The organism is Alitabrizicola rongguiensis, from assembly GCF_021491355.1.
Lineage (GTDB): Bacteria > Pseudomonadota > Alphaproteobacteria > Rhodobacterales > Rhodobacteraceae > Aliitabrizicola > Aliitabrizicola rongguiensis.
This window is the reverse complement of record NZ_JAKENF010000001.1, coordinates 522351-544526: the sequence shown is the minus strand read 5'-3', so window position 1 is coordinate 544526 and position 22176 is coordinate 522351. Positions and strand designations below refer to the sequence as shown.

Genomic DNA, 22176 nt, shown 5'->3' with positions numbered 1-22176 from the left:
ACGGCAAGATTGAGATCAGATGCGGTCAAGTACGGGGTTTTGTCGCGGATCGTTTTGGGCGTGGAAACGAAAATGGTCACAATTGGGCGGCAAGACGGGCTCCCTGATCAATGGCGCGCTTGGCGTCGAGTTCTGCCGCGACGTCGGCTCCACCAATGAGATGGTAGGAAATCGCCGCCTTTTCGAGTAGGTCGGCAAGTTCCCGCCGAGGTTCCTGTCCGGCACAGATAACCACGGCGTCTGCCTCAATCTCGACAGGATTCCCGCCTGCTATGCTGACATCGATCCCAGTGCTGGTGATGCGCCGATAGTCCGCGCCGCCTTGCATGCGGACGCCCTTCATCTGCAGATTGGCCCGGTGAATCCAGCCCGTGGTCTTGCCCAGCTTGCGCCCGGGCTTCTCGGGCTTGCGTTGCAGGAGCGTCACCTGTCGGGCCGCAGGATCGGGGTGCGGCCCATCCTCAGCGAGTCCGCCTGCCTCTGCGGCAGGGTCACCGACACCCCATTCGCGGCGCCACAGTGTGGGATCTAGACTTGGGCTGATGCCGTCCTGCACCAGAAATTCCGCGACATCGAAGCCGATGCCCCCGGCGCCGATGACCACGGCCTTCTTGCCCACCTTGGCCCCCTTGAGCACTTCGGCATAACCCAGGATCGGCGCACCGGGTTCGGACGGAATCCCCGGATCGCGCGGCCTGACCCCAGTTGCAAGGATCACGTCGTCGAAGCCGGCCAAATCCTCGGGGGTCGCCATGTGGTTCAGCCGCAGATCGACGCCGCGCCTGCCCAGCATCGTGCCGAACCAGTCGACCAACCCGTCGAATTCTTCCTTGCCCGGAACACGGCGGGCGAGGTTCAGCTGACCGCCGATCTGATCGGACTCTTCGAAAAGGGTGACGCGATGACCACGCTCGGCCGCGACAAGCGCAGCAGAGAGGCCGGCCGGGCCAGCTCCGACGACCGCGATCCGCTTGGGCGTGGCTGCAGGAGCATAGACCAGTTCGGTTTCGTGGCAGGCGCGCGGATTGACCAGGCAGGATGTGAGCTTGCCGCCAAAGGTATGGTCCAGGCAGGCCTGGTTGCAGGCGATGCAGGGGGCGATCTCGGCAGCTCGGCCGGTCGCCGCCTTGGCCACGAAATCTGGATCGGCAAGGAACGGACGGGCCATCGAAACCATGTCGGCCTTGCCATCCGCAAGGATCTGCTCGGCCACATCCGGCATGTTGATCCGGTTCGACGTTATGACAGGGATGCCGACCTGTGGTCGAAGCCGCGCGGTCAGCCAGGTGAAGGCGGCGCGCGGGACCGAGGTTGCGATGGTGGGAATGCGCGCCTCATGCCAGCCAATGCCGGTGTTCAGCATCGTCGCGCCTGCGGCTTCGATGGCGCGGGCGAGCGTCACGACCTCGTCCCAGGTCGATCCATCAGGAACCAGATCAATCAGCGAGAGACGGAATATGACGATGAAGTCGGGTCCGACTGCAGCCCGCACGCGGCGCACAACCTCGACCGGCAGACGCATCCTGTTGGCATAGTCACCGCCCCATTCGTCGGTGCGGCGGTTGGTGTGGCGCACCACGAACTGGTTCAGGAAATACCCTTCGCTCCCCATGATCTCGACGCCATCGTAACCCGCCTCGCCGGCGCGGGCGGCTGCAGTGGCGATATCAGTGATCTGCTTCTCGATCCCCTCGGCATCGAGTTCACGGGGCGGAAAGGGCGAGATGGGCGACTTGATCGCGCTCGGGCCTACGCAGTCCTGACCGTAGGCGTAACGTCCGGCATGCAGGATCTGCATCGCGATGCGCCCGCCTGCGGCGTGGACGCGGTCCGTCACTATCCGGTGGTTTGCGATATCCTGCGGTGTGAACAGTCCCGCCGCACCGGGGAAGACCGCACCCTCACGGTTGGGCGCCATGCCACCCGTCACGATGAGTGCCGCACCGCCGCGCGCGCGTGCCGCATAGAACTCCGCCACCCGGTTCCAGTCGCCTGTCTCTTCGAGGTTGGTATGCATCGACCCCATGAGCACCCGGTTCGGCAGGGTGACAAAGCCCAGATCCAGCGGGGCAAGCATGTGCGGATATTGGGTCATAGGCGGTCCTCCTCGGTTGCGCTCGACCATGCCGGCCCGCAGGCGCGCTGTCATCCACAACGCGGCGTCATTTACGCAGGTCCTTTCCCATGCGTAAGGCGATGCTGCGTTGCGGCGAGCGCATGGCGACACTGCACATTTGGCGCTAACAGCCGCTTTGGCGTTGACCTATTTGACGGGCAATGAAGGAGACTGCGATGCTTGACCTGCCCCAGAAAACCGAACCTGACGCGATCGCCATTCCGCTGCCCCGGCGAGACGTGGATGCCAAGGAAGTCCTCCGTGGCTACGAGGCTTATTTCGGCGACGTTCCCTCGACTGCGAAATCGGGTCCAGACCTGACGCCGCTTGAGTTGATGTACGCCTATTACGACGCGGCCTGAGGCCTGCCGATCTCTTGATGTCCGGAGGGGACAACAGTATCCCTCCGGTGTGCGTTGCGTGGGAACCCGGAAGAGGGATCGGCCCGGCACAGTCAGACAAGACGGTGCCATATGCGCAAGCCACTCGACAGACTTCGCCATGCATTGAGTTTCGAGGCCGTCGGCATCCTGCTGGCGACGCCGATCGGGGCCAAGGTCTTCGGCTTTCCGATGACGGACATCGGCGCGGTCGCAGTCATCAGCGCGACCATCGCGATGCTGTGGAACTATGCCTACAACTGGATCTTCGATCACCTGTTGGTCCAGGCCACCGGCAGTAGCCTGAAGGCGCCTTGGATGCGCGTGGTGCATGCGGTGCTGTTCGAAGGCGGGCTGCTCGTTGCCTTGATCCCGTTCATCGCCTGGTATCTGCAGATCGGGCTGATCGAGGCGCTAATCATGGACGTTTCGCTCAGCCTGTTCTTCCTGGTCTACGCCTTCGTGTTCAACTGGGTCTATGACCGGCTCTTTCCCCTGCCGGAATGGAGCAAGACTCACGGTTGAGCGTCAGCCCCCGCCGCCCGCCCCGGTTTCCACGCAATGCCGGCGGAAGGCGCGCTTGAGCATGTCGAGTTCGGCCCGCAGCAGATCGAGCTCCGCGCGGATGTCATCTTCCATCGCGACTCCGGCGATGACGGTGAAATGTCCGGCGACCGCGCCTGTTCCAGCATCACGCAGAACCACGGTCTGGACACCGTCCGACAGAAGTGTTGCCGGGACCGGAAGCCGCAGCGACCATAGCCCCTGGCCGGCCGACGAGACCGTAAGGCCCGGGAGAACCCGCCCTTCATGGACCGCCTCGATCACCGGTGTCGGGCCTTCCGAGCGCAGGGTTCCCTGCCAGACGCCCTCCCGCAGGGTGCTGGCGCTGATCTTCAGACTGACGGTTTCCGGTTTCACAATTCTGCCCTCGGCCGTCGGGTGAAGGTTACGTCGCGCAGAATGATCTGGTTCATCTCCGGTCCTTCGAAGATCAGGTCGATCCAAAGCCGTTCGACCCGCTTTTCGTTGAGGCGGGTATAGGCGAGATCAAACTCCATCTCCACTTCTTCGCCGGTGATCGGGATCTCTCGCACCAACTGCTCGGCATTCGGGCCCTGCTTGATGTTCAGCCGCGCGAAAAGCTCCAGCGGTTTTTCCAGTTCGAGGATGGCGGCAAGGCGGATGATGTGGCGCTGCTTCAGACCCTGGACGACCTCGGACGGCAATTCCAGCGTCAGTGCCAGATAGCTCCCGTCGAAGCGGAAGACGTCCATCCGCATGCCGAAGGGCGCGAGGTCGGCTTCACGCTCGTTGCGGATCTGGCGTACGGTTAGTTCGCTGCGGCGGCAATCGTGATAGATCGTCGTGCCCTCGCAGATCTGGGCCTTTCCAGGGACGCTCGCCTGGCCGGGAACAGCGATTTTCCCCCGCCACAGCGCCGGCCGCCAGGCCCAGTCTGTGCCCATCGGGCGCACGATGGCGTTGGGGCCGATCACAGGTAGGGCGAGTCGTCCCTCGGCTTCGTGCAGGACGCGGTCGATCTGGCGACGAAGGCCCCAGGCGCGCCCGCGCACCATCCGCAACTCCTCAAGGTCCATCGAGGCGGAGCGATCGGCTAGCCGCGACCAGCGCCGCGCGGCACCGCGGGTCCAGAAACGGTCGATCATCCTGTCCAGAGTTGCGCTCATCCGATCCTTCGTCCCGCGGCATCGTTTCGGGATGGTAAACGATTCTCCTTATCGCGCCGTTTTGGGAATGCTTCCACCCCAAAGCCTTGCGCGAGCGTATCAGAGCTCTGCCACAGCGTGCAGGGCGGCAAGGGTGCGGCGCAGCCGGTTCACGCTAACAAACTCCGGCCAGGTCGACAGCTTGACCGCGACCAGCCCCTTGTCCGGCATGACGTAAAGCAGTTGTCCGAAGACGCCACGCCCCATGAAGCGGCCGAGCCGGCTATCCTCGATCCAGAACTGGTTACGGTAGGAACCGTTGGGCAGGGTCATTCGACCGCTATCGTTGAAAAGCCCGTGCGCGCCGTGCCGGGTATCGTCGATCCATGCCTTCGGGATCACACGCCGCCCCTCGACCAGCCCGTCGTTCAGCAGGGCCAGCCCGAAGCGTGCCATGTCCCGCAGAGATGCACTGATCCCGCCCGAGGCGGTGCCGTAGCCCGCAGGATCGAGGACGATATTGGCGTCCTCGACACAGCCGAGCGGCTGCCAGAGCCGGCCCGACACCACTTCCGCAAGCTTAAGGCCGGTAACTCGTTCCATTGCATGACCCAGGACATCGGTCTCGATCGAGCGGTAGGCGAAACGCTCGCCATGCTGTGCCTCGGCAACCGTCAGCGACAGGATCTGCTCCCATGTGCTTTTCGGCCAACCCGACGCGTCGATCCCTTCCGGTGGCAGTTTCCAGCCCGCCGCGACATCCAGCTTGCCGGCATCGCCGTCGACCTGCTCGTAGCTCTCGTCAAAGCGGACGCCCGTGGTCATGTCGAGCACCTGCTGAAGTGTTGCCCCCTTCCAGGCGGTCGCTTCGAGTTCGGGCAGAACCTCGGTGATCGGCGCGGCCGGATCGAGCCGCCCTTCCTCGATCAGCGTGGCCGCGGCGGTTGCCACGATGGATTTCGAGACTGACTGCAACAGGTGGACGGATCGCGCGTCCATGCCGTTGTGATAGCTTTCATGCAGGATATGCCCGTCTTTCCACACCAGCATGGCGTCGGTGTAGGTGTCGTCCAGCATCTCGCCGAACGTGGTGCTGCGGCCTTCCGGGGTCTCGAACGGAACATCGTCCAGACGGCCAGCGGCCTCAGGCAGCTGCGAGGGGGTCAGTGCGTGGCGGATGCGGGCGGTCGGCAGGATTTCGGACACGTGCTGGAAGGTCCAGCGGTTCCAGGGAGCGCGGTCCCATGCGTCACGCGGCACCCGCCATTCCTGCGGCGGCGGTGATCCGGCCATGATCGGCGGTGCGGTCTCGGAGTTGCGGTAGCTGATTGGCATGGGGTCCTCTCCTGATGATCGGAGATCATGGCAATTGGGCGTCCCTGTCTTGTCCGCGACCGACACGCGCGTTGACGCCCCGCCAAAGAGAAACGGCGGCCGGATGGCCGCCGGTCAAATGAAAGGACGGGGAACGTCCTTACTGATCCATGTAGACGTGCTTTTCGGCCTGGGCGCCAGGATGGGTGACCGCCCCATAGCGCGCCCCGCCAACCAGCTTGGCATATTTCCACAGAGCGCCGGTCGCGTATTGCGTCGGGCGCGGGCCTTTCCATTCCGCCTTGCGCTTGGCCAGTTCCTCGTCGCTCAGCGCCACCGACAGCTCGCCGGTCAGAGCGTTGAGCGTGATCATGTCGCCGTCCTTCAAGAGCGCGATCGGACCGCCATGCGCCGCCTCCGGCCCGACATGGCCCACGCAGAAGCCGCGGGTCGCGCCCGAGAACCGGCCGTCGGTGATGAGCGCGATCTTCTTGCCCATGCCCTGACCCGAGAGCGCGGCCGTCGTCGCCAGCATCTCGCGCATGCCGGGACCACCCGCCGGGCCCTCGTTGCGGATGACAATGACCTCGCCTTCCTTGTAGGCGCGCGCCTTGACGGCTTCGAAGGCGTCCTCTTCGCATTCGAACACGCGGGCCGGGCCGGTGAAGACCTGTTCCTTCTCGGTCATGCCCGCCACCTTCACGATGGCCCCGTCGGGCGCGAGGTTGCCCTTCAGGCCCACAACGCCGCCGGTCTTGGTGATCGGCGTCTCGATCGGATAGATCACCCGCCCGTCCGCCTCGCCGCGTATTTCCTCAAGGCTTTCGCCAAGCGTCTTGCCGCTTGCCGTGATGCAGTCGAGATGCAGGTAGCCGGCCTTTGCCAGTTCCTTCATCACGACAGGCACGCCGCCAACCTCGTAAAGGTCTTTCGCCACATATTTCCCGCCCGGTCGCAGGTCGACGAAATAGGGCGTGTCGCGCATGATGTCAGCCACGTCGAACAGGTCGAACTCGATCCCCGCTTCATGCGCGATGGCCGGCAGGTGCAGCGCGCCGTTGGTCGAACCGCCGGTGCAGGCCACCACGCGGGCGGCGTTTTCCAGCGCCTTGCGGGTGACGATGTCGCGGGCGCGGATGTTCTTCTCGATCAGGTTCATCACGGCCACGCCCGAGGCTTCGCCATACTGGTCGCGGCTTTCATAGGGGGCCGGGGCGCCCGATGAGTTCAGGAGCGCCAGACCGATTGCTTCGGAGACACAGGCCATGGTGTTGGCGGTGTATTGCGCGCCGCAGGCCCCCGAGGACGGGCAGGCGATCCGCTCCATGATCTCGAGCTCGGCTGCGGACAGGGTGCCGGCCTGGTTCTTGCCCACGGCCTCGAACATGTCCTGCACGGTGATGTCCTGGCCCTTGTAGCGGCCGGGCAGGATTGAACCGCCATAGATGAAGACAGAGGGCACGTTCAGGCGCACCATCGCCATCATCATCCCCGGCAGCGACTTGTCGCAGCCCGCGAGACCCACGAGCGCGTCGTAGCAATGCCCGCGCATCGTCAGTTCAACCGTGTCGGCGATGGCATCGCGCGAGGCGAGCGACGAGCGCATGCCCTCGTGGCCCATGGCGATGCCGTCGGTCACGGTGATCGTGGTGAATTCGCGCGGTGTGCCGCCGCCCTTCTTGACCCCGTGCTTCACGATCTGCGCCTGCCGGTTCAGCGCAATGTTGCAGGGTGCCGCCTCGTTCCAGCAGGTTGCGACGCCGACCCAGGGCTGGTGGATCTCTTCCTCGGTGATCCCCATGGCGTAGAAGTAACTGCGATGCGGCGCGCGGGCCGGGCCCTCGGTCACATGGCGGCTCGGCAACTTCGACTTGTCGAAACGGGTGTTGACGGTCATGGCGGCTCCTCCGGGAATGGCTCGGCCGCAAGGGATAAAGCCCGGTGCGGGAAGGGGCAAGGCAAGGAAGCCCCTTCCCGCCAAGGATTCTCGAAAATCCTTGGCAAATCTCTTGGAAGAGTTTTGCTCCTATACCCCCAGTTGCGCGAGATTCCAGCGCCCGACGGCCTGCACCATATCATCACGGCCAGAGAGCGGACCGGGGCGGAACTTTACCGAAGTCAGAGCCTTCTGCTGGTTTTCGAGCACACCCATATCCTCGCGGGCAACCCGCTCCCACCTTTCCTCATAGGCCTTCCGGTGGTGGTCGAAGTCTGGCAGGGCAAGGCTGCTTTCGGGGAAACAGCCGCCCAGCTCCAGAATCGAGCGATCCGCGCTCAGCGGAATGACATTCAGCCACCACATGCAGTCCTGGGACACGGCGAATTGCACGTTTGGGTGGATGACCGAGAAATAGGTGCCCTCGAGCGCGTCTTCATCCAGCCTCTCGATCTGTGGAAGCGGCGGAATGGTTGCGTTCATCGTTCCGATCGAGCGGCGACTGAGGACCTGCATGCAGAGCCAGTCACCGGTGGTCGGGATCGGCCGCTGGACCTGCGCGCCGACCGTGTCGCGGTGAACTGTCCCGGTGTGATAGGTCTCCATCGCGTTCTCGAGGATGAGCTTCCAGTTGCAGGCGACCGGGATCGACAGGGTCCAGACACAGCGCATCTGGTCGAGGCGGTGCGAGCCGAAGCGTTGCGGAAGGTCGCCCAGATGCTCGATCAGCGGCGGAGAATCGTCGCGGAAACAGGCGAAGACGAAGCCTGCCCAGCTTTCCATCCTGACCGGGACAAGACCGTTCTCCGTTCGATCAAAGCCTTCGGCATCCTTCATGTCGGGGCAGCCATACAGCCGTCCGTCGCTGAAGTAGCTCCAGGCGTGGTAGGGGCACATTATGCGCGACCCGCAATTGCCCGAGCCCTGCAGGAGCAGCGATCCGCGGTGGCGGCAGTAGTTCGCAAAGCACCGCAGCTGCCCATCCTGACCGCGAACAAGAATGATCGGACCACCAAGCGTGTCGAAGGTCTTGTAGTCCCCCTTCTCGGGGATCTGCTCTTCCCGACAGAGGAAGAACCAGTTCCGCAGGAAGATCCGCTCGCGCTCCAGTCCGAAGACCTCGGGCGAGGTGTAGAGTTCTGCCGGCATCGACTTGGCACGCCGTAGGGGGGCAAGCGCGTCCTCAAGCGCCGCGCCGGTCAGGCTGACGGTGTCGTGGCGGGTCATGTGGGCCTCGTTCGCTCAAGGTCGTCGTCGAAGCCTAGCGCGAGCCCTGTCCGCATGTCATCCCGATCTGTGCAGTCAGCATGTCGCTTCGCGTCAACGCCTGCGGCAAGGTCGTCAGCTGCCACTTCTATCAGCACTGTTCGTCTTGCGGCTGGTGACATAGCGCATGCCACGGTTCACCTCGAGCACGTCGTGCAGGTAGATCGACATCGCGGCGGCGTAGAACAGAACGGCCGCAGAAAAGATGATCTCGATCAGGGGGGCCAGAGATACTGCTGTCTGCACGTCGATGAACAAAAGAACGACGACCAGCGCTACGCTTATGCCCGACAGCGTGCAGCACATCGCCGCCCACCCGATCCGACGGGTTCTGGCCAGGTAGAAGTCGAGCTCCTCCATCCCCTCTGTCGTTGACAGGTTGTGGGCCGTCATCTGCGCTTCGATGACCCTGATGCGGTCAACGATCCGGTTCTGCCGCGTGTCCACCACTGCAAGGGTCGCGCCGATTGCTGTCAGCAAGAAAACGGGCGCAAGAGCGGCCTGGATCAGCGGCGAAATCGTCGAATGGAGTTCGGGGCTCAGCATGGGCGGTCCGGAATCGGGTGGATGGCGAAGTTGACCTGTGTACCAGCCCGCTGGCAAGACCGAGTGGCGCGCTTGACGGACTGGACAGAGGACTATCGACCTGTGTTGAGTGGGCTCCATCCGGATCAGGAGTTTCCCATGACCATCGAGACCTGGCTCGCCTTCGTCGCTGCCTCGACAGTGCTTCTCGTCATCCCTGGCCCAACAATCCTGCTCGTTGTTTCATATGCGCTTGGCCAGGGGTGGCGAGCGGCCTTGCCAACGGCTGTCGGCGTGGCGCTTGGCGATTTCACTGCGATGACGTTGTCGATGCTGGGAATTGGTGCCTTGCTCGCGGCCTCGGCCACGCTCTTTACCGTGCTGAAGTTGTTCGGCGCAGGCTACCTCATCTGGCTCGGGGTCAAGCTCTGGCGGGCAGGGGGCGCGATGGAGGCCCGGCCCATCACCGCGGCTGCGCCGGTGATGAAGATGATCGCCCATGCCTGGCTGGTAACAGCTCTCAATCCCAAGAGTATCACCTTCTTCGTTGCCTTCCTGCCGCAGTTCCTCGATCGCAGCGGGGATTTCTGGCAGCAGATGCTGATCTTCGAACTGACCTTTCTCACCCTCGCCTTCGCCAACGCGCTTGGTTACGGGCTTGTTGCGTCGCGGGCACGGTCGCTCGTGCGCAGCGAAAGGGCGATCCGGGCCATCAATCGGACGGGAGGATCGCTGTTGATCGGCGCGGGTGTTCTGACGGCGACGGCTAAGGCCGCCTGATCAGCGTGCTCTCTTGCGGGCAAGCCGGTTCTTCGTGGGAAGAACCGCAAGTCCCGCGATCACGCTGGCGAACAGGGGAAGCGCCGGCGGCAGCGGCACCTCTGCCGGCGTGGCGGCCTGTTCGACAGTCGGCGCGGCGGGCGCGCTTGGCGCAGCAAATCCGACATCGGCAACCACCCTTTGCCCGGTACCGTAGATATGGCCCACGAAGTTGAAGCTGACCATGTTGCCGATCTTGGAGACGATTCCCGCCGGGCCGCTCGACTGGCTGACGGTTTCGATTGCCGAATCGATGCTGGACAGAACGATCCCGTCGAAGATTGTGCCGGTGAACCAGGTGTTCTGCAGGAAGGTCACAATGATCGATTGCGCCTCGATGTCCACGCTGAAGAATGGGCCGCCAGGGAAGCTGTCCTTCACCAGATCCGATGTGCCCTCGGCCCCAGTCACCGTCAGGGGGAATCCGCCGCCGAAATACTCGTCCGAGATGGTCGGATAGAAGTATTGCATCGTGATCGTGTCACCGATCAGCGTGGCCGCCGGTGCGGGAGCGATGAATGCAGTAACGGCGGCAAGGGCCAGAGCCGGCAGGTACTTGCGGGAGTTGGACATCAGATGGGACCTTTCAAGCGACGGCAGACATCGTTCTGACTCCCTGTCTGACCGCGGCCCGTGGTGCTTGTGGGCCGGTCTGAAGGAAAGATTGTGGTAACCACGATGGGTAGCGTCCGACGGCTGCCACAATCCTGAATGCTGTGGTTGCCGAGGTGTTGTCGCGGCGCTTCGGCAAGGCAAAAGGCGCCGAGCCCGAGGGCGGCGCCTGCATCAAGACTGCGCGTACGGATCAGGCCCGGCGGCGGCCGGGAAGCAGGGCCAGGCCGGCCAGAACGGCCGCCAAGAGCGGCAATGCCGGGGGCAGCGGAACCGGCGCCGGGGCTTCAAGTGTTGGTACAGTTTCAAGCTGTCCGCCTGATGGTGGGGCAAAGTCCTGCGGTGCGGGCGTATCGCTGCCCGGTCCTTCGACGAGCTCAGAAAGCAGGACCAGAGCTGGGGCAGGCGGTGCGGCGGGCTCAGTAGGTTCGGAACCCGAAGAGTTGCCCGAGCTGCCTGGGAAGAAGTCCATCGGCGGGTCAAAGGTGACGCCACCTGCAGTACGCTGGAAGTCGTTGGCAAAGGCCGAAGAGGGCGACGAGTCCGCGTCGGAGGTCTGCTGAGGGGCGACGGGTGAGTAGTCTCCGGTGCGGAAGTATTCCGGTGCCCCGCCCATCACCTGAAACTGCCATGCGCCAGCCGGTCCGCCGACGAGCAGCGCGATACCGGCCAACAGGGCGAGTTCAAGATAAAGCGGGCGGTCAGACACGGCGAAACTCCTGCGATGATCGATTTCTGCCTCACAAGTCGGGCGCGAAAAGGGACGATCTGAGGCATTTCCGGAGAGAACCGGAACGAGTTTCTGGCAGACATTGCGGGCGCGCTCCACAGAGTGACGGATTCAATGGAATTGTTGCCGGATCGTGACCGCTGGCTTGGGTCGCCGATCAGAATTGCAATCCTGCCCCGTGCAGCTTATCTCGGGCGCTGACCGCCGAGACCGAAGGGCCAGCCTGCGATGAACTGGATCTCCAACTACGTCCGCCCCAAGATCAACTCGCTGTTCTCGCGGCGCGAGGTTCCCGAGAACCTGTGGACCAAGTGCCCGGAATGCGGAACCATGCTGTTCCACCGCGAACTGGCGGACAACCTGAACGTCTGCACCAACTGCGATCACCACATGGCGATCAGCCCGCGGGCACGGTTCACCGCGCTATTCGACACCGGGATCTTCACTGAGGTGAAAGTGCCCGAGCCGATCACCGACCCACTGCATTTCCGCGATCAGAAGCGTTATCCCGAACGCCTGAAGGCTGCCCAGAAAGCCACCGGCGAGAAAGAGGCGATGCTGGTCGCCGAGGGCGAAATCGGGCGGACCCCGGTCGTGGCCGCCGCCCAGGACTTCGCCTTCATGGCCGGATCGATGGGTATGTATGTCGGTAACGCGCTGATCGCGGCCGCCGAGCGGGCGGTCAAGCTCAAGCGTCCGCTGATCGTGTTTTCCGCGGCGGGCGGTGCCCGGATGCAGGAAGGCATCCTGTCGCTGATGCAGATGCCGCGCACCACTGTCGCCGTGCAGATGGTCAAGGATGCCGGCCTGCCCTACATCGTGGTCCTGACCCATCCGACCACCGGCGGCGTGACCGCCTCTTATGCGATGCTGGGTGACGTGCAGATCGCCGAACCCAATGCGCTCATCTGCTTCGCCGGGCCGCGCGTGATCGAACAGACGATCCGCGAGAAGCTGCCCGAAGGGTTCCAGCGCGCCGAATACCTTCTGGACCACGGGATGCTTGACCGTGTGACACACCGCAAGCAGCTGCGCGATGAACTGATCGTCATCATCCGAATGCTGATGAACCAGCCACCGGCAGTGAAGGGCGATTTGCCCCCTCCCGGTTCGCCCAGTTCCGAAGCGGCCGAGGCTAAGGCGTGACCACCGGATCCGACGCGATCCTCGAGCGGATGATGACCCTGCACCCCAAGGTCATCGACCTGACGCTCGGTCGCGTCGAACGGCTGCTCGCGGCGCTCGGCCATCCCGAGAACGGCCTGCCGCCAGTGATCCATGTCGCTGGCACCAATGGCAAGGGTTCAACCCAGGCCATGATCCGCGCGGGACTGGAGGCCGAGGGCGAAACAGTCCACGCCTATACCTCGCCGCATCTGGCGCGGTTTCACGAGCGCATCCGCCTGGCCGGCGAGTTGATCTCGGAACCTGCGCTGACCGCACTCCTTGACGAATGCGTGGCGGCAAATGGCGGCGAGGAGATCACCTTCTTCGAGATCACCACCTGCGCGGCCTTCCTTGCCTTCTCGCGCACGCCCGCCGACTGGACGCTGCTCGAGGTCGGCCTGGGCGGGCGGCTGGACGCGACGAATGTCGTGGCAAAGCCGGCGCTGACGATCATCACGCCCGTCAGCCTCGACCATCAGCAATACCTGGGCGAAACGGTTCGCGAGATCGCGGGGGAAAAGGCCGGCATCCTCAAACGCGGCGTGCCCTGCGTGGTCGGGCCACAGACCGAGGAAGGTCTGGCGGCGATCGAGGCGAGGGCCGCGGCTGTCCGCGCCCCGCTTTTCACCCATGGCGAACACTGGCATGTCTGGGAAGAGCGAGGCCGCATGGTCTATCAGGATGAGAACGGGCTTCTCGACCTGCCGCTGCCGAACCTTCCCGGACCGCACCAGATCCAGAATGCTGGCGCGGCACTGGCAGCACTCCGGCTTCTGGGTTTCGGTGTGGTCGCTGCCGAGGCGGCGGTGACGAAGGCGCAATGGCCGGCGCGCATGCAGCGGCTGAAGCAGGGGCCACTTGCGGCTTCTGCGCCGAGCGTGGAGCTTTGGCTGGACGGCGGGCACAACCCGGCCGGGGGAGAGGCGCTTGCGGCGACGCTGGCGCGGATGCCGCGTCGACCGACCCACCTGATCTGCGGCATGCTGAACACCAAGGACATCGGCGGCTACCTTCGCCCCTTGGCCGAACAGACCGACAGCCTGACTGCGGTATCGATCCCCGGCGAGAAGAACACTCTGCCAGCCGAAGAGACCCGCGACGCGGCCCTGAAAGCCGGGATGGAGGCGACAACCGCCCCTTCTGTTCAGGCCGCGCTCGATGCCATCGTGGCGCGCGATCCGGCGGCGCGGGTGCTGATCTGTGGCTCGCTCTATCTCGCCGGACAGGTGTTGAAAGAGAACGGCTGACGGCGCATTCCGCCCCCCGCGGCCGCACATCCTCTCGCCATCTGCGCACAGTCCCGGCTGTTGCCGCCGACACGGCCCAGGCCTAGGTTCAGCTGGTATGCAGGATGGAGGTTCGCCTTGACCCAGACGCTTTCCCTTGGTCTCGACACGTTTGGTGACGCGACGGTGGGTCTTGATGGATCCCCGCTGCCGCACGAGCAGGTGCTGCGCAATGTCGTGGAGCAGGGGGTTCTGGCCGATGCGGTCGGAGTGGACTTCCTGGGCGTCGGAGAGCATCACCGCGATGATTTCGCCGTCTCGTCGCCCGAGATCGTGATGGCCGCCATCGCGGCCCGCACATGCCGCATCCGCCTAGGAACCGCTGTCACGGTCCTGTCCTCGGACGATCCGGTCCGGCTGTTCGAGCGGTTCTCGACGCTGAATGCCGTTTCCAACGGACGGGCTGAGGTGATCCTCGGCCGCGGTTCCTTCACCGAGAGTTTTCCGCTCTTCGGGTTCGATTTGCAGGACTACGAAGTCCTGTTCGAGGAAAAGTTGGACCTCTTCTCCAAGCTGATCCGCGAGCCGGAAGTGACCTGGTCAGGCAAGACCCGTCCGCCCCTGAGCCGCCAAAGGGTCTTCCCGACGCTTGGCGAAGGCCTGCAGGTTTCTATCGGTGTGGGCGGCAGCCCTGAATCGGTAGTGCGGGCTGTCCACTACGACCTGCCAATGATCCTTGCGATTATTGGCGGCGATCCGCGGCGTTTCCTGCCTTACGTCGATCTCTACAATCGCGCCTGCGCCCAGATCGGGCGGCCGGTGCGCCCGCTTGGCGTCCACTCTCCGGGGCATGTCGCCGCGACTGACGAGGAGGCGCAAGAGCAACTCTGGCCGCATTACCGCAAGATGCACGACCGGATCGGCGGCGAAAGGGGATGGCCGCCGACAACTAAGGAAAGCTTCCTGAACGAAGTGCGCCACGGCTCGCTCTATGTGGGCTCGCCCGAGACTGTGGCCCGCAAGATTGCCGCTACCGTGTCCGCGCTTGGCCTTGGACGGTTCAACCTGAAGTATTCCGGCGGCCCAACGCCGCATGAACACTCCATGGAGTGTATCCGCCTCTACGGCGAAAAAGTCATTCCCATGGTCCGGCAGATCTTGGCTGGCAGTCCTTCCTGAGGGCCGGGGGCAGAAAGGTCACTCGATCATCGGCAAGGCCATCACGAAGACGAGCAGAAACGCCAGACTGATCTTCAACCAATTGCTCTTCATTCCGGGTGCTCCCTGTGCCAGTCCGGTTCCAGATAGGAACGCGGGTGCCCGATCTCAAGTCCGGTCGAGTCCCCAGTCGGCCCCCTGCATTTCCCGCAATCGGCTCGCGGTGCGCTCGAACTCGAAGGCGCCGGTTCCTTCGATGTAAAGTCGTTCCGGTTCGTCGGCAGCCGAGCAGATCAGACGGACCTTCGCTTCGTAGAGGGCATCGATCAGGGTCACAAACCGCTTGGCCTCGTTGTAGTTCGACGAGGATAGCTGCGGCACATCTTCCAGGATGAGCACCTTCGCCACAGCGGCAATGGCCAGGTAGTCGGCCGGCCCGAGCGGTCGGGCGCACAATTCCCAGAAGCTGGCGCGCGCTACACCGCTGGAAAAGGCAGGAACTTCCACTTCGCGGCCATTCACCGGAAGCAAGAGCGGTTCTGCGGATGCCCCGCCAGTCAGGTCGGCCCAGATTCCGTTCAGCGCGTCCTTTGCTTCGCGGCCGGCGGGGCAGAAATAGACCTTGGCGCCGGTCAGCCGGTGCTGGCGGTAATCGGTCGGGCTTTCCAGTTCCGCAACCTCAAGCCGGTCGCGCAGGAAGGCGATGAAGGGCAGGAACAGCGCGCGGTTCAGGCCATCCTTGTACAAATCCTCGGGCGGGCGGTTCGAGGTGGTGACGATCACCACGCCGGCGCCGATGAGCATCTCGAACAGCCGCCCGACGATCATCGCATCGGTGATGTCGGTGATCTGTATCTCGTCGAAGGCGAGAAGCCGAACCTCCTGCGCCACGGCCTGGGCAACGGGGGCCAGCGCATCGTCGACGCCCCGCTGGCGGGCGGCGTGCATCCCGCGGTGGATTTCCTGCATGAAGGCGTGGAAATGCACGCGTCGCTTGCCGGTGATCGCGGTGGCACCGACGAACAGGTCCATCAGCATGGACTTGCCGCGCCCGACCCCGCCCCAAAGATAGAGGCCCTTCGGCGGTATCGGCGGCTTGGCGAACAGACCGCGAAGCCCGCGCGGACGCTCGGCGTTCTGTTCCAGCCATTCGCGGATCCGCTCGAGCATCGGCAGGACGCCATGCTGGGCAGGATCGGCCCGCAGGTCGCCGCTTGCCACTCGGGCCTCGTAGATCTCGGTCAGGGTCTCGCGCATATGCGGTGCTTAACCCTCGGAGACGGATCGGAAAAGAGGTGCAGTCCCGTCCGATCCATCACGATCCGTCATGTGCCGCATCACGGCAACGGCTCTTGACCCGGCCGCTGCGTCTTAGCAGGCTGCGTGTCCGCTTCCTCCCCAGTCCGAGCATTTCCATGACCAAGGCGCCCGTCTTTACCCCGGTTCTGATCGGGGGTTGCATCATCCTCATGCTTGGCTTCGCCATCCGGGCAAGCTTTGGCGTGTTCCAGATCCCGATCGCCGAAGAGTTCGGCTGGCCGCGGAGCGAATTCTCGATGGCGATCGCGATCCAGAACCTCGCCTGGGGCTTTGGCCAGCCGATCTTCGGGGCGATGGCCGAGAAATGGGGGGACCGCCTGGCGATCGTCATCGGCGCTGTGCTTTACGCGCTGGGGCTGGTGCTGTCGGCCTTTGCGGTGACACCGGGCCAGATGCAGCTTCTGGAGATCCTTGTCGGTTTCGGCATCGCCGGTACTGGGTTCGGAGTGATCCTTGCGGTTGTCGGCCGTGCCGCGACGCCCGACAACCGCTCTCTTTCGCTCGGCATCGCCACGGCTGCAGGATCGGCAGGCCAGGTCTTCGGTGCGCCGGTCGCGGAACTGCTGCTGATGTCTCACCCGTGGCAGACAGTCTTCATGATTTTCGCCGTGGTGATCCTGTGCGCGATGCTGGCCCTGCCGCTCCTCCGCAGCCAGCCGATGGCCTCGAAGGCCGAACTGGAGGAAGGCCTTGGCACCGTTCTGGTGCGGGCTTTCCGAGATCCGTCCTACACGATGATCTTCCTCGGCTTCTTCTCGTGCGGTTACCAGCTTGCCTTCATCACCGCACACTTCCCGGCCTTCGTCGCCGAAGCCTGCTCGGGCATCGACCCGAACGGACCGCTGGCGGCGATCGGGATCACGACGACATCGGCTCTCGGTGCAGTTGCGATCTCGGTCATCGGGCTGGCAAACATCGCCGGCACGATTCTGGCGGGGTGGCTCGGCAAGCGCTACACCAAGAAATATCTTCTGGCGGCCATCTATACCGGCCGCACCATCGCGGCAGCGCTGTTCATCATGATGCCGATGACCCCGGCGTCGGTCCTGCTGTTTTCCTTCGCCATGGGGGCTCTGTGGCTGGCCACGGTGCCGCTGACCTCGGGCCTCGTCGCCTATATCTACGGCATCCGTTACATGGGGACGCTCTACGGTCTGGTGTTTTTCAGCCACCAGCTGGGCAGCTTCCTGGGCGTGTGGCTGGGGGGGCGGATGTACGACGCGACCGGCAGCTATGACATGGTCTGGTGGATCGGCGTAGGTGTCGGTGCCTTCTCGGCGCTGGTCCACCTGCCGATCCGGGAACGCCCGATGATGGCACAGCCTGCCTGACCATGCGTGCCGGGATCGCCTGCCTTGTCTTGGCCTATGTGCTTAGCCAGTTCTATCGCGCCTTCCTCGCGGTGCTGTCCCCGGTCTTGATCGCAGATCTGGAAGTGACGGCGGAACAGCTCGCCTCTGCGTCTGGCCTGTGGTTCCTTGCCTTCGCGCTCATGCAGATTCCGGTTGGAGAGGCGCTGGATCGGATCGGGCCGCGACTGACGTCGGCCGTGCTGCTGTCGGTCGGTGCCGTGGGAGCCGGGCTGTTCGCCGCTGCGAAGGGCGCCTTGGCAATCAAGGTGGCGATGGTGCTGATCGGCATCGGCTGCTCTCCGGTCCTGATGGCCGCCTACTACATCTTTGCGCGCAGCTTCCCGCCGGCAGTCTTCGGGACCCTCGCAGGCGCGGTGATCGGCGTCGGGTCGCTTGGCAATATCGCCTCTGCCTTGCCTCTGGCCTGGTCCGTCGAGCAGTTCGGTTGGCGCGGCAGTGTGGCCGCACTTGCCGCGGTGACGATTGCTGTCGCCCTGGCCATCGCGCTCTTCGTTCGCGATCCAGAGCGCGTCGTGGGGCACAGCAAGGGGTCGGTCCTGCACCTGCTGCGGATGCCCGTGCTCTGGCCGGTCTTCGTCATGATGGTGGTCTGCTACTATCCCGCTGCTGGTCTGCGCGGGCTTTGGATCGGGCCCTATGCGCGCGATGTATTCGGCGCAGGGCCCGAGGCAATCGGCACACTGACCCTGGTGATGGGCCTGGCCATGGTGGCTGGCAACTTTGCCTATGGGCCACTCGACCGGTTGCTGGGCACGCGCAAGGGGCTGGTGCTGGGCGGAAACCTTCTTTGTGCCCTGTGCCTCTTGGCGCTCTGGCACTGGCCGGCGCTTGGCGGCTGGCGCACGGCGGCTCTTCTGGCCGGGGTCGGGTTCTTCGGGGCATCCTTCCCGATGGTCATCGCGCATGGCCGAGCCTTTCTTCCGCACCATCTGGTCGGTCGCGGGGTGACGCTGCTTAACTTCTTCGGGATCGGGGCGGCCGGGTTGGCGCAGATCATCACCGGTCGCCTGTACGCCGCAGTTCCGGCCGATCCGCCATCAGCCCCGTATGAGGTGCTTTTCCTGTTCTTCGCCCTCAGCCTTCTGGCGGGGCTGGCCGTCTATCTTCTGGCAAAGGACCGGACTGACTAGACTGCCCTTGCCAATTCCCGTCAGTCGGTCAAAGGTCGTGAGCCTAGCCTGCCGTAGCGGAAATGCGATGCGCGTCGGACTGATCTGCCTCGTCCTGGCCTATGTGCTGAGCCAGTTTTATCGTGCCTTTCTTGCCGTGCTGACACCGTCGCTGGTGGCCGATCTCCACATGACGGCCGAGCAGTTGGCCCTCGCTTCGAATTTGTGGTTCGTGGCCTTTGCCCTGATGCAACTTCCCGTGGGTGAGGCGCTCGACCGTGTCGGTCCGCGCCTTACGGTAGGGACCCTCCTCTTCTTCGTGGCGGCGGGAGCGGCCCTGTTTGCCAGCGCAAACGGCCCTGGCGCCATCATGGCGGGAATGGCTCTGATCGGCATCGGCTGCGCGCCCGCGCTGATGACCGCCTATTTCGTCTATGCCCGCAACTATCCGACAGCGGTCTTTGGCACCTTCGCCGGGATCGTGGCCGGTTTGGGGTCGCTTGGAAACGTCGCCTCGGCGCTTCCGTTTGCCTGGGCGGTCGAGGCGTTCGGCTGGCGCATGTCGGTCTGGGGACTGGCCGCGCTGAGCCTTGCCATTTCCATCGCAACCGCCGCCCTGATGCGCGACCTGCCTCGGGTCGAAGGCGGCCACAGCGGATCGCTGCTGGACCTGCTGCGCGACCGAAGGCTTTGGCCGCTCTTTGCCATGATGGCGGTCTGCTACTATCCCGCCGCCGCATTGCGAGACCTCTGGGTCGGACCCTATGCTCGCGACGTTTTCGGCTATGGAGATGACCGCATCGGTCAGCTGACCCTGGTCATGGCCGTAACCATGGGGATCGGCAATTTCGTCTATGGGCTGCTTGACCGTTACAAGCCACAACGCCGCGCGATCATCCTGTGGGGCAACCTGCTGTGTGCCGCCGGAATCCTCGCGCTTTGGGTGTGGCCAGATACTGGGCCAGTTCCCGCGATCGCCCTTTTGGGTGTCGTCGGATTGTTCGGCACGTCATTCCCTCTGGTCATGGCCTACGGGAAGGGGGACCTGCCGAAGGCCATGCTCGGAAGGGGCGTGACGCTCCTGAACTTTTTCGGGATCGGTGCGACCGGCATCGCCCAAGCCGCCACGGGTCAGATTTATGAGGCAAGCAGCGGATCCCCCGCCCCTGACCGCTTTGCCCTGGTGTTCCTTTTCTTCGGACTGACCTTGCTCGCCGGACTGGCTGCCTTTGCGTTGGGCCGCAGGAAGGCCCGCTGAATCACCCTTTTCCCCAAGGTCCATATGCTCTAAGGGGGCCACGTTTGACGTGAAGGAGACCCCTGATGGGCTACAAGGTCGTCGTCGCGGGCGCCACGGGCAATGTGGGCCGCGAAATGCTGAACATCCTCGCCGAGCGCGAGTTCCCGGTGGACGAGATCGCGGCGCTGGCGTCGCGCAAATCGCTCGGCACCGAAGTCAGCTTTGGCGACAAGACCCTCAAGACCAAGGATCTGGATACGTTCGACTTCACCGGCTGGGACATTGCGCTGTTCGCGGTCGGCTCCGAGGCGACGAAGATCTATGCGCCCAAGGCCGCCGCGGCGGGCTGCGTCGTGATCGACAACTCCTCGCTCTATCGCTACGACCCGGCCGTGCCGCTGATCGTTCCGGAGGTGAACGCCGACGCGATCATGGGCTACAAGAACAAGAACATCATCGCCAACCCCAACTGCTCGACCGCGCAGATGGTCGTGGCGCTGAAGCCGCTGCATGACCGCGCCAAGATCAAGCGCGTCGTCGTCTCGACCTACCAGTCGGTCTCGGGTGCCGGGAAAGCCGGCATCGACGAGCTGTGGGACCAGACCAAGGGCCTTTACGTGCCCGGTCAGGAAGTGGCGCCGAAAAAGTTCACCAAGCAGATCGCCTTCAACGTGATCCCGCATATCGACGTCTTCCTCGACGATGGCTCGACCAAGGAAGAGTGGAAGATGGTCGCCGAGACCAAGAAGATCCTCGATCCCTCGATCAAGGTCACTGCGACTTGCGTGCGCGTGCCGGTCTTCGTCGGCCATTCGGAATCGATCAACATCGAGTTCGAGGAGTTCCTCGACGAACACGAGGCCCGCGACATCCTGCGCGAGGCGCCGGGTGTGCTGGTCGTCGACAAGCGCGAGCCGGGCGGCTACATCACCCCGATAGAATGCGTGGGCGACTATGCCACCTATGTCAGCCGTATCCGGCAGGACTCCACGATCGACAACGGCATCTCGCTGTGGTGCGTGTCGGACAACCTGCGCAAGGGTGCGGCGCTGAATGCGGTGCAGATCGCCGAAGTGCTTGGCAACCGGGTGCTGAAGAAGGGGTGAGGCACGCCCGGACGATCTTCAAGTGGAAGATCGTCAGTGCGGAACGCCCGATCCGCCAGAATCGGGCGGGGGACGGTCAAGCGAATTGCTGCGCTCGGTCCGCATGGACCGGGCGCTTTGCATTTCAGGTTTCATCCGCCTCTGGTCTTGCCATTCAGGTTCGCTCGATCTACCGCTTTCCGGTCTGGTGCCTCGGCGATTTGTCTGGGGATAATCGGGAACGCGGTGAAACCCCGCGACGTGCCCAACGCTGTAAGGGGGAGGGGCAGCGGATGCCACTGGCCGTCGGCCGGGAAGGCGCTGTCTCCTGTGAAGCCAAGTCAGAAGACCGGCCAGACGACAACAGGGGCGCCCGCGCGGACGGTGGGCGCGCCGCATGTTGCCGGACAGGGGATATGTCATGCCGCAACCCGAAACGCTTGCCCCGGCCGGGGCGTTCTCTGACGTCGAACGCGCCGCGGTCTACCGCGCCATCCATACCCGCCGCGACGTGCGCAGCCAGTTCCTGCCTGATCCGATCGCCGAAGAAGTTCTGGCCCGCCTGCTGCTCGCCGCGCACCATGCGCCCTCGGTAGGCTTCATGCAGCCCTGGAACTTCATCGTTATCCGCAGCGCCCGGGTCAAGGCAGGGGTCCGCGCCGCATTCGCTCGCGCCAATGACGAAGCTGCCGCGATGTTTCCCGACGAGCGCAGGGCGCTCTATTCGGCCCTCAAGCTCGAGGGCATCGTGGAGGCCCCTATCAATCTGTGCATCACCTGCGACCGGTCACGCGGCGGCGAGGTGGTGTTGGGTCGGACGCATAACCGCGACATGGACCTCTATTCCTCGGTCTGCGCCGTGCAGAATCTTTGGCTCGCAGCCCGGGCGGAAGGGATTGGCGTCGGCTGGGTCAGCATCTTCCACGAGGCGGACATCCGCGGAATTCTCGGACTGCCTGAAGGGGTTGTCCCAGTGGCCTATCTTTGCCTCGGCCGGGTCGCGGAACTGCACTCCGAACCCGAGTTGCAGGTCCGCGGCTGGCGGCAGCGGCTGAACCTCGAAGATCTCGTATTCGACGATAAATGGGGCAGGAAGGCGAACACTCAGGATGAACCTGCGGGCTAAGTCG

At 64.1% G+C, this 22176-nt stretch carries 21 protein-coding genes and 1 riboswitch; of the genes, 11 read left to right on the top strand and 10 right to left on the bottom strand.

All coding sequences use genetic code 11. The features are described 5' to 3' along the window. Window positions 1-76 precede the first annotated feature (76 nt). Complete coding sequence (locus L0V05_RS02710) at window positions 77-2095, bottom strand: NADPH-dependent 2,4-dienoyl-CoA reductase (protein ID WP_234868241.1); 2019 nt, start codon at window positions 2093-2095, stop codon at window positions 77-79. Between the two features lie 197 nt (window positions 2096-2292). On the opposite strand from L0V05_RS02710, the gene L0V05_RS02705 reads away from it, so the two are divergent. Together L0V05_RS02705 and L0V05_RS02700 are read left to right on the top strand one after the other, a co-directional pair. Beyond that, window positions 2293-2478, top strand: a complete 186-nt coding sequence (locus L0V05_RS02705; RefSeq protein WP_234868239.1) for a hypothetical protein — start codon at window positions 2293-2295, stop codon at window positions 2476-2478. Between the two features lie 111 nt (window positions 2479-2589). Continuing rightward, on the top strand, window positions 2590-3021 hold the full coding sequence (locus L0V05_RS02700) for a PACE efflux transporter (RefSeq protein WP_234868237.1): 432 nt from the start codon (window positions 2590-2592) through the stop codon (window positions 3019-3021). A gap of 3 nt (window positions 3022-3024) precedes the next feature. Here L0V05_RS02700 and L0V05_RS02695 read toward each other — a convergent pair whose 3' ends face one another. The 6 genes from L0V05_RS02695 to L0V05_RS02670 all read right to left on the bottom strand — a co-directional run bounded on the left by L0V05_RS02695 (window position 3025) and on the right by L0V05_RS02670 (window position 9228). Beyond that, window positions 3025-3417 carry a hypothetical protein gene (locus L0V05_RS02695; RefSeq protein ID WP_234868235.1) on the bottom strand — a complete coding sequence of 131 codons (393 nt, stop codon included), beginning with the start codon at window positions 3415-3417 and terminating at the stop codon, window positions 3025-3027. Beyond that, complete coding sequence (locus tag L0V05_RS02690) at window positions 3414-4187, bottom strand: DUF6478 family protein (RefSeq protein WP_234868233.1); 774 nt, start codon at window positions 4185-4187, stop codon at window positions 3414-3416. The genes L0V05_RS02695 and L0V05_RS02690 overlap by 4 nt, the downstream gene beginning before the upstream one ends. A gap of 99 nt (window positions 4188-4286) precedes the next feature. After that, window positions 4287-5501: a serine hydrolase domain-containing protein gene (locus L0V05_RS02685; protein WP_234868231.1), complete on the bottom strand. Its 1215-nt coding sequence runs from the start codon at window positions 5499-5501 to the stop codon at window positions 4287-4289. Window positions 5502-5640: 139 nt separating this feature from the next. Beyond that, window positions 5641-7377: a dihydroxy-acid dehydratase gene (gene ilvD / locus L0V05_RS02680; RefSeq protein ID WP_234868229.1), complete on the bottom strand. Its 1737-nt coding sequence runs from the start codon at window positions 7375-7377 to the stop codon at window positions 5641-5643. A gap of 129 nt (window positions 7378-7506) precedes the next feature. After that, complete coding sequence (locus L0V05_RS02675) at window positions 7507-8643, bottom strand: aromatic ring-hydroxylating oxygenase subunit alpha (RefSeq protein WP_234868227.1); 1137 nt, start codon at window positions 8641-8643, stop codon at window positions 7507-7509. A 114-nt stretch (window positions 8644-8757) separates the two neighbouring features. Beyond that, window positions 8758-9228, bottom strand: a complete 471-nt coding sequence (locus L0V05_RS02670; RefSeq protein ID WP_234868225.1) for a DUF2721 domain-containing protein — start codon at window positions 9226-9228, stop codon at window positions 8758-8760. A 138-nt stretch (window positions 9229-9366) separates the two neighbouring features. Between L0V05_RS02670 and L0V05_RS02665 the strand changes: the two genes are divergently transcribed. After that, complete coding sequence (locus L0V05_RS02665; protein WP_234868223.1) at window positions 9367-9987, top strand: LysE family translocator; 621 nt, start codon at window positions 9367-9369, stop codon at window positions 9985-9987. Here the strand turns inward: L0V05_RS02665 and L0V05_RS02660 are convergent, their stop codons facing one another. Together L0V05_RS02660 and L0V05_RS02655 are read right to left on the bottom strand one after the other, a co-directional pair. Beyond that, window positions 9988-10599: a hypothetical protein gene (locus L0V05_RS02660; RefSeq protein ID WP_234868221.1), complete on the bottom strand. Its 612-nt coding sequence runs from the start codon at window positions 10597-10599 to the stop codon at window positions 9988-9990. Window positions 10600-10831: 232 nt separating this feature from the next. After that, window positions 10832-11347: a hypothetical protein gene (locus L0V05_RS02655; RefSeq protein ID WP_234868220.1), complete on the bottom strand. Its 516-nt coding sequence runs from the start codon at window positions 11345-11347 to the stop codon at window positions 10832-10834. A 249-nt stretch (window positions 11348-11596) separates the two neighbouring features. On the opposite strand from L0V05_RS02655, the gene accD reads away from it, so the two are divergent. From accD to L0V05_RS02640, 3 genes are all read left to right on the top strand, one after another. Further along, the gene (gene accD / locus L0V05_RS02650; protein ID WP_234868218.1) at window positions 11597-12514 is read left to right on the top strand and encodes an acetyl-CoA carboxylase, carboxyltransferase subunit beta; all 918 of its coding nucleotides are present in this window, start codon (window positions 11597-11599) and stop codon (window positions 12512-12514) included. A gap of 29 nt (window positions 12515-12543) precedes the next feature. Beyond that, window positions 12544-13782 carry a bifunctional folylpolyglutamate synthase/dihydrofolate synthase gene (locus L0V05_RS02645; protein ID WP_234869180.1) on the top strand — a complete coding sequence of 413 codons (1239 nt, stop codon included), beginning with the start codon at window positions 12544-12546 and terminating at the stop codon, window positions 13780-13782. 117 nt (window positions 13783-13899) lie between these two features. Beyond that, entirely contained in the window at window positions 13900-14940 is a 1041-nt protein-coding gene (locus L0V05_RS02640) for an LLM class flavin-dependent oxidoreductase (RefSeq protein WP_234868216.1), read from the top strand. Window positions 14941-15087: 147 nt separating this feature from the next. Here L0V05_RS02640 and zapE read toward each other — a convergent pair whose 3' ends face one another. Beyond that, complete coding sequence (zapE, locus tag L0V05_RS02635; RefSeq protein ID WP_234868215.1) at window positions 15088-16176, bottom strand: cell division protein ZapE; 1089 nt, start codon at window positions 16174-16176, stop codon at window positions 15088-15090. A gap of 158 nt (window positions 16177-16334) precedes the next feature. On the opposite strand from zapE, the gene L0V05_RS02630 reads away from it, so the two are divergent. The 5 genes from L0V05_RS02630 to bluB all read left to right on the top strand — a co-directional run bounded on the left by L0V05_RS02630 (window position 16335) and on the right by bluB (window position 22172). Then, window positions 16335-17570, top strand: coding sequence for an MFS transporter (locus tag L0V05_RS02630; RefSeq protein ID WP_234868213.1), 1236 nt, complete (start codon window positions 16335-16337; stop codon window positions 17568-17570). A 2-nt stretch (window positions 17571-17572) separates the two neighbouring features. Continuing rightward, window positions 17573-18742: an MFS transporter gene (locus tag L0V05_RS02625; RefSeq protein ID WP_234868211.1), complete on the top strand. Its 1170-nt coding sequence runs from the start codon at window positions 17573-17575 to the stop codon at window positions 18740-18742. Between the two features lie 67 nt (window positions 18743-18809). After that, the gene (locus L0V05_RS02620; RefSeq protein WP_234868209.1) at window positions 18810-19979 is read left to right on the top strand and encodes an MFS transporter; all 1170 of its coding nucleotides are present in this window, start codon (window positions 18810-18812) and stop codon (window positions 19977-19979) included. 65 nt (window positions 19980-20044) lie between these two features. After that, window positions 20045-21067: an aspartate-semialdehyde dehydrogenase gene (locus L0V05_RS02615; RefSeq protein WP_234868207.1), complete on the top strand. Its 1023-nt coding sequence runs from the start codon at window positions 20045-20047 to the stop codon at window positions 21065-21067. A gap of 168 nt (window positions 21068-21235) precedes the next feature. Beyond that, window positions 21236-21418: riboswitch (cobalamin riboswitch) on the top strand. A gap of 49 nt (window positions 21419-21467) precedes the next feature. After that, on the top strand, window positions 21468-22172 hold the full coding sequence (bluB, locus tag L0V05_RS02610) for a 5,6-dimethylbenzimidazole synthase (protein ID WP_234868205.1): 705 nt from the start codon (window positions 21468-21470) through the stop codon (window positions 22170-22172). Window positions 22173-22176 lie beyond the last annotated feature (4 nt).

Bases quoted from the DNA above. Each gene is read 5' to 3' on its own strand.
- L0V05_RS02700 (WP_234868237.1), top strand. From the start codon at position 2,590: ATGCGCAAGCCACTCGACAGACTTCGCCATGCATTGAGTTTCGAGGCC.
- L0V05_RS02705 (WP_234868239.1), top strand. From the start codon at position 2,293: ATGCTTGACCTGCCCCAGAAAACCGAACCTGACGCGATCGCCATTCCG.
- L0V05_RS02625 (WP_234868211.1), top strand. From the start codon at position 17,573: ATGCGTGCCGGGATCGCCTGCCTTGTCTTGGCCTATGTGCTTAGCCAG.
- ilvD (WP_234868229.1), bottom strand. From the start codon at position 7,377: ATGACCGTCAACACCCGTTTCGACAAGTCGAAGTTGCCGAGCCGCCAT.
- L0V05_RS02645 (WP_234869180.1), top strand. From the start codon at position 12,544: ATGATGACCCTGCACCCCAAGGTCATCGACCTGACGCTCGGTCGCGTC.
- zapE (WP_234868215.1), bottom strand. From the start codon at position 16,176: ATGCGCGAGACCCTGACCGAGATCTACGAGGCCCGAGTGGCAAGCGGC.
- L0V05_RS02675 (WP_234868227.1), bottom strand. From the start codon at position 8,643: ATGACCCGCCACGACACCGTCAGCCTGACCGGCGCGGCGCTTGAGGAC.
- L0V05_RS02670 (WP_234868225.1), bottom strand. From the start codon at position 9,228: ATGCTGAGCCCCGAACTCCATTCGACGATTTCGCCGCTGATCCAGGCC.
- L0V05_RS02665 (WP_234868223.1), top strand. From the start codon at position 9,367: ATGACCATCGAGACCTGGCTCGCCTTCGTCGCTGCCTCGACAGTGCTT.
- L0V05_RS02660 (WP_234868221.1), bottom strand. From the start codon at position 10,599: ATGTCCAACTCCCGCAAGTACCTGCCGGCTCTGGCCCTTGCCGCCGTT.
- L0V05_RS02690 (WP_234868233.1), bottom strand. From the start codon at position 4,187: ATGAGCGCAACTCTGGACAGGATGATCGACCGTTTCTGGACCCGCGGT.
- L0V05_RS02685 (WP_234868231.1), bottom strand. From the start codon at position 5,501: ATGCCAATCAGCTACCGCAACTCCGAGACCGCACCGCCGATCATGGCC.
- L0V05_RS02630 (WP_234868213.1), top strand. From the start codon at position 16,335: ATGACCAAGGCGCCCGTCTTTACCCCGGTTCTGATCGGGGGTTGCATC.
- L0V05_RS02615 (WP_234868207.1), top strand. From the start codon at position 20,045: ATGGGCTACAAGGTCGTCGTCGCGGGCGCCACGGGCAATGTGGGCCGC.
- bluB (WP_234868205.1), top strand. From the start codon at position 21,468: ATGCCGCAACCCGAAACGCTTGCCCCGGCCGGGGCGTTCTCTGACGTC.
- L0V05_RS02620 (WP_234868209.1), top strand. From the start codon at position 18,810: ATGCGCGTCGGACTGATCTGCCTCGTCCTGGCCTATGTGCTGAGCCAG.
- accD (WP_234868218.1), top strand. From the start codon at position 11,597: ATGAACTGGATCTCCAACTACGTCCGCCCCAAGATCAACTCGCTGTTC.
- L0V05_RS02710 (WP_234868241.1), bottom strand. From the start codon at position 2,095: ATGACCCAATATCCGCACATGCTTGCCCCGCTGGATCTGGGCTTTGTC.